General features: G+C 62.3%; 5 protein-coding genes. 3 read left to right on the forward strand and 2 right to left on the reverse strand.

What is annotated here, in order from left to right; all coding sequences use genetic code 11:
- Positions 1 to 330: 330 nt before the first annotated feature.
- Positions 331 to 627, forward strand: coding sequence for a hypothetical protein (locus tag CH285_RS27455; RefSeq protein ID WP_139278548.1), 297 nt, complete (start codon positions 331 to 333; stop codon positions 625 to 627).
- Positions 628 to 1,049: 422 nt separating this feature from the next.
- Complete coding sequence (locus tag CH285_RS27815; protein ID WP_155289038.1) at positions 1,050 to 1,220, forward strand: hypothetical protein; 171 nt, start codon at positions 1,050 to 1,052, stop codon at positions 1,218 to 1,220.
- A gap of 615 nt (positions 1,221 to 1,835) precedes the next feature.
- Here CH285_RS27815 and CH285_RS05850 read toward each other — a convergent pair.
- Both CH285_RS05850 and CH285_RS28270 read right to left on the reverse strand, forming a co-directional pair.
- A complete protein-coding gene (locus CH285_RS05850; protein WP_441347011.1) occupies positions 1,836 to 3,524 on the reverse strand; it encodes a transposase in 1,689 nt (562 codons plus the stop codon).
- Between the two features lie 1,388 nt (positions 3,525 to 4,912).
- The gene (locus CH285_RS28270) at positions 4,913 to 5,035 is read right to left on the reverse strand and encodes a hypothetical protein (protein WP_255032396.1); all 123 of its coding nucleotides are present in this window, start codon (positions 5,033 to 5,035) and stop codon (positions 4,913 to 4,915) included.
- Here CH285_RS28270 and CH285_RS05860 point away from each other — a divergent pair.
- Complete coding sequence (locus CH285_RS05860) at positions 5,034 to 5,771, forward strand: hypothetical protein (RefSeq protein WP_015586238.1); 738 nt, start codon at positions 5,034 to 5,036, stop codon at positions 5,769 to 5,771. The genes CH285_RS28270 and CH285_RS05860 overlap by 2 nt on opposite strands.
- Positions 5,772 to 6,000 lie beyond the last annotated feature (229 nt).

Genomic DNA, 6,000 nt, shown 5'->3' on the forward strand with positions numbered 1-6,000 from the left:
TTGATCACGGAGAGGGCGGACGCGACGCAGGTTAGGACCAAGCAGCGCGGAGGCTGCCATATCCAGTGGTGGGGTCACGCAACCGCTAGAGCGCTGAGAATGAACGAGAATTTTTTCGTGACAACGGACCCCACGTCGTTCCGAGTCGATTGCTCGGGACCGTTGGAACGCGGTCAAACGACATCCCACGAGCAGGCAGTCTGGGTGCTCGTACATCCGGGCAGGGTGCATCGGTTGCCACCGACGTCCCCGAACTATGTTCCGGGCGAATTAGAAACCGGTCTCACAGCCGGAGAAGACCCGACTGACCAGTACTTCTACCCAAAGGTCGTGCCGGGGACCAAGGCGCATCGGGAGTATCTGGCCGCACTCGATCTAATCGAATGGCACTTCAGCGATCTTCTGGAGTGGCCGCCGCGTTTCGAGCCTTCGGCGAGCAGGCCCGGGCTCTCTGGCGAGCGTCAGAAGGTGCTGCTTTTCCGTCACGCCCTGACCCAAGTCGGGCACCACGTCGATGCCGACGCCATTCACGCTCTCCCGGATTCGTTTCTACAGTGGATCGTCGCGCACAACATGCTGTCGTTCCACGATCATCGGCAAGACTCGCGCCTGGGATCGCTCGACTAGAGCGATCCCCGATCACTGTCCGGGCGTATCGCCGTGTTCTGTCAAGAATGCGGGCGAAACACACTGACTCGGCACGGCTGTACGACCGCAGTGATCAGGGCGTCCGCCAAGGTGGGATCGCTCGCAGGAAGCGATCCCACTGCAAGCACCAGCCTGTTATTTCGAGTGACGTCTCGCGCCGCCCACGTTTCCGGGAACGCTGCCATGTCGTCCTGACCGTCGGCCGACTCGGCTGCACGATTGGTCGTCCGCGCTCCGCCGTCGAACGCCGGCCGAACCACACACCCAGACGCGAGCATTACAGCCAAGCACACCTTCGCAACTACCTCGGCGCGTCCGGACCGGGCTACGAGCTGCTGGGACGCCGCCTCTATCAGATCAAGAAACTCCTGATCTCCGTCGCCGAGTGAGGTCAAATATTCGTGCCACGGCTGCGCGTACGGACGTTCGGTCAACGCGACTCGTCGAGCGCGTGCGAGTTGCTGTTCGAGGACGAGATCAACGGTAGCGCGGCGCAGTTCGATCGGACCCCGAACATCAACAGCGTGAACCCGAATAGTGTTGTTGCTGTGGGCCGCTACCGGATCCCGTGAGACGTGGGAATGGATACGAAAGTTTTCGGTTCCGGTGTGGATCACAGTGCAATCGTCCCCGGCCGAGTCGGTGCTCAACAGGATCGATGAGTTCTGCTCAGCAATTCACGACGGGTCACTGTTGTTGTCACGTGCGCGACGTCGAGGGTCGTTCAATCAACTACGCTGGGTGGGCAATCCTCTTGCAGGGCTATGGGGCGGGGCTGCGTAACTGTGTCGAGCGACGGCTTCCCCGCCTGGCGGCAAACCAGCTCCAAACCGGGTTGTCGAGCGATGCAGTTCGATCAGGTACTTGGCAAGCCCGGCGAGCTCGTCGCGGAGACGCAGAGACCGAGACCAAGGGGCGGTCACCTGCTAGCTAGATGCCTGCGATCACGTCGTCGCGAAGCGCGTCGGACGACTTAGTGAGGCTCTGTGCTGCGGCAGCAAGTGCTCCTGAGATCAGTCTGAGCTGGTTCCCTTCAGCAGGTTGCCCAGCCTCGGTAGCTGCAGCGTAGGTGTCGAGAACGAGAGCTAGCGGGCTGTTGCGTTTTGGAACGCGCGAACGCACGAGCGGCGTGAATGCGTGAGGTTGGTAGATGTGGCCGGGCCCGATGGGGCCCGGCCACACTCCGTTCAGGCCGGTGCCGTGCTGGGGGTGGTGGCGAGGTGGGTGAGAATCTTGCCGATGTTGTGCACCGCTGCGTGAAATGACCATTCACTTCCCGCTCGGTCGAGTCCTCGACCTGTGAAACGACGGAATCCGAGATTGTGTTTGGCATGCCCGAACGGTGTCTCGGCGATGTGCGAGCGTTTGCGGTAGGTCGCGAGCCCGTCCGGTGTCGCCAACCTTTCCCGCATCTTCTCGAGCGAACCCTGGTGCACCGGTTCGTGTTCGGTGTTGTCCGCCGTGGCTGCGCGGGCAGCGGCTTCGAGATCGCGTGTGGTGCCGGTGGCGATCAAACGGTCCGGGCCGGGTGCATCGAGATTGGCGTTCGAGCAGTACCCGGCATCGAAAAGCATGATCCCGATCGCAGCCTCACCCGCCTCGGTATCGGATCCGCGGACAGTGTCGATGCCGGTGTCGATCACCGGCGGTGAATCTGTTGCAGTCCTCGTCGCGACGATCGTGGTCGCTGCCGCGACGGCCTTGGCGACCATGTCCTGGTAATAGCCGGAGTCGTTGGGGTTGATCCCGACACCGGTCGCGATGATGATCCCGTCCTCGGCGGTGAACGCTTGGCAGTTGTAACCCTGCACCCACCCGCCACCACGGATCGGCTGCATCCGCGACTGCGGATCGGTGATGTTGCGGCAGATCACCGGCGCATTCTTTTCCCGGTCACGTTGGCGGGCTTGCGCTTTCGCCAACGCCGCCCGCGCCCGCACCACGGTGTGATGAGACTCCGCCGGCAACGGCGGTGTTCCGGGGATCGTGCGACCTGCAGCAGCGGCGTCGGCGAGCGCGACCCGATATGCGGCCTCGAGTTCGGTGCGTGCATCGAGAGCGCGCTGCAACCGGATCGTTGCTGCTTCGACCGCAGCCCCGACCGGGGACTGACCGGTGATCTTTCCGCCCGCCTCCATCCGCTCGAGATGGCCCTTCGCTGCCGCCTGCTCGGCCGCTCGCGCCGCTGCCTTCTCCGCCTCGATCTGGGCGAGCGCGGCCGCGATCCGCGCCGACCGAGACGCCGGATCGGCCAACTCTTTCGGGACGTGGCCAGGACCCGGATCGTCCGGACCGTAGAGCTCGTCGTCGGCGTCATCGCCCGCGGCGTGCGCGGCGGACGCCGCGGCGGCGATCTTCGCCGCCTCCGCCTCGGCCGCCGCACGCAACCCGGATTCGCTGCGATTCGCCGCCAGCGACGCATTCGAGGCGATCTTGACCCCGTCGAGGGCAATAGTTCCCAACGATCCCAACCCCACCCGCGCGGCCAGGATCAGCACCTGCGCGAACAAAGCCTCGCAGGCCGCGTGGTTGTCCTTACGGAACCGAGAGATCGTCACATGATCAGGGATGTCCCCGGCGCAGATCACCCGGTAGGACACCACATCGGCGCACGCGGACTCGATCCGCCGCGAGGATCGTTGGCTTTGCGACCACGCCCAGATCAGCAACGTCAACAACATGTCCGGGTCGTACCCGGCACGCCCGACACCGCCGAGACGACGCCCAGTATGAAACGCCGAGGTGTCGAGATGGGTGTCGACGATGTCGATGAGCGTCCACACAGGATGCTCGGCCGGTAACCATTCGCGCATGTCCGGTGGAATCAGAAACTGTTGATCACGATCGACCGGTCGATACCCCTTCGCCACCACCACATTCTCCCGCACCACCGACAATGGGGCGCCTCGACACTCGAGACGCCCCACCATCAAAATGCAACAGCCCGCTAGGCGAGCCAGTTCTTCCTGCGTTTGCGCAAGGTCTCGCTTGGTGCCGTCCAGTGTGGACTGCAGAGATTGAATGCGGAGGCCGGCGTCGTGGATCGTAGAACTGGCCTGGTCCAGCGAACTGGTGAGCGTCATGCCCGCGAGAATACATCGCGAATACGAGGTCGAAATGGGAGCTATCAACGCTGTTGGTGGCGGAGCGGCCGCGCCGTGGGCTATCCAAGGTTCGAGTAACTGATGGGTTCGTGGCCGTCCTCTGGCCAGGCAAGCGCAATGTATTTCTGGACGTCTGTCGAGGGTCTATCGAAGCGGTATGAAGCAGGTTGTACCGTCGCGCTGTTCTCGGGCACCCCAAGGCCGAGGTTCAGATTGAGTGCCCCGAATTGAACTGTTGCACCGCATACCTCGTCGTCAATTGTTTGGTTGATGACGCCGATGGATTCTGGCGTGCCCTTGGGATCGACTCGGTGCCTTCGAGCGTGCAGTCCCCATCGATTAGGGAACAACGCTCCGCGCCAAAGAATATCATGGAGCGCAACCCCTGGTTGTGTCCTGACTGACTTGAGGGGTGTGCCGGCCGCACCGAAGGAGCGTGAGGCCACGCCCCCGAGAACGAGTTTGAGGAGCCAAAGTTGTAGTCGTGGTCCACTGAGAAGGAGGAAATGATCGTCGGCCGGCCCCAGGAAAGGTGCTGTCGTGCTCGCCAAGGACAACTGCATGTCCCGTACTGCCTGAAAGAACTGTCCTGCAATGGAATCCAAAGGTGACAATGCATTGTTGTGGCGCTCACAGAGGATCTTCGAGGCTAGTGCTTTTGTGCCTACCGATTTCGATGCTCCATGCAGCCACGGTGCGCCGCTGAGCATGGGTGCTTTTCCGTCGATGTGCAGCTGCCGGTGAATGTTGGCACTGATCCAATGCTCTCTACTGATCTTGTCGGAACAGTCTGCTCCTGCCTGGCCGAAGCACTCGGGGTGTGCGTAGCCAGTGCGAGCATCGTTCAGGAGGGGTGGCGGTTCCGAGACGATCCAGCGACCGGCTGCAGTCGCATGGCAGGACCGCGTCCGCCGGCGGGATCCGCAGAGGCAGGCGTCCTCGAGATCGGGTCCCACCCGTTTGGTACTCCGCTTGTATCCGGAGGAGGTGAAGACGGAGTCGTCGAGAAGAGGAAAGGGACGGGGCACCTGAGCGATCCTATTCCGGCATTGGCTTCGGACAGGGCGCACCCGGTCCCCGGCACCGAGTGCGCCGGGGACAATTGCGGCCGCTGCCGGGTTGCGTCTTGTCGATAGATGTGATCCCAAACGCTTTGTTTATCAACGTGTTTCGATGACTCCTACGTCTTCCAGTGCAAGTGTTTCGATGGTAGATTCAGAGGCGTTCTGTTGATCGGCGGACTGACCATCCGTCACCCGAATTGAGAGGCTGAAATCTGCCATGACATCGATCGTCGATTCAGTGTTGCCAGTTGCGTCCGTGCTCGAGGTGGTCTTCGACAACGGGTCTCTAGGGGGTGCTGACTGGTCGAACCGGGCCGTCGTGCTCGAGGCCTTGCCAGAGCCCCTGGTTGCGGGATACCCCGCAGAGGGGGCCTATGTGCAGATAAGTGATGGAAGCGGCGGTATCGCCGCGTCGGGATGGTTCTCGGTGGACGAGCGCAATGCCACCGAGACCCATGCAAGCGTTGCTGTCGTGTGGCGTGAGCCGTTGATGGCCGTCGAGCACACCTACAAGAGCTGGACGGGGTTGGTGCGTACACGTGACATCTCACCGGTCACGGTGTCACCTGGGGCCGCTCCCGCGTGGTTCGGTGAGTATGTGCGGCCGATCCACGAACGGGCCGCCGTCGAACGGACCTTGCAGGCCGTACGCGAGAGCGCCAATACCGAGCGTGCGAACCATCGCGAGTGGGTCAGGCGGATGAGCGAGTCCGCGTGCGAATGGGCGGACGAGAACAGTCTGTGCAGCGAGTTCGAGAGGTTCTGCGAACAGTGGGGGCTCGAAGGCCGAGAACGTGACTTCGATGTAGAAGTGAATGTCACGGTTGCATTAACAATGACGCGATCGGCGCGTAGCCAAGAAGATGCGGACGAGGCCGTAGATCTCGACGATGTACGGCAGCATCTACGAGACAATTTCTCGTATCTCGATGTGAATTTCACTGTGGGTGAGTAGTAGTCGCACGGGAAGTGGGGTACGCGCAGCGTGCCCCACTTCCCGGTAGCGGTCTACTTGGTCGGGGCGCGCAGCGGTCCGAAGGTGTACTAAATGCGAAAGATGTTGGAAGACAACCAAGATAGGTGATCCGTTGGCCGTTGGCGCGCAGCGCCCGGCAAGGAAAGACCGCAATAGGCCGCCTTGGCGGCCGGCTTCTGGCGGTGGGCGCGCAGCGCCCACCAGAGCC

It is taken from the genome of Rhodococcus sp. 05-2256-B1 (assembly GCF_002258465.1).
GTDB lineage: Bacteria > Actinomycetota > Actinomycetes > Mycobacteriales > Mycobacteriaceae > Rhodococcoides > Rhodococcoides fascians.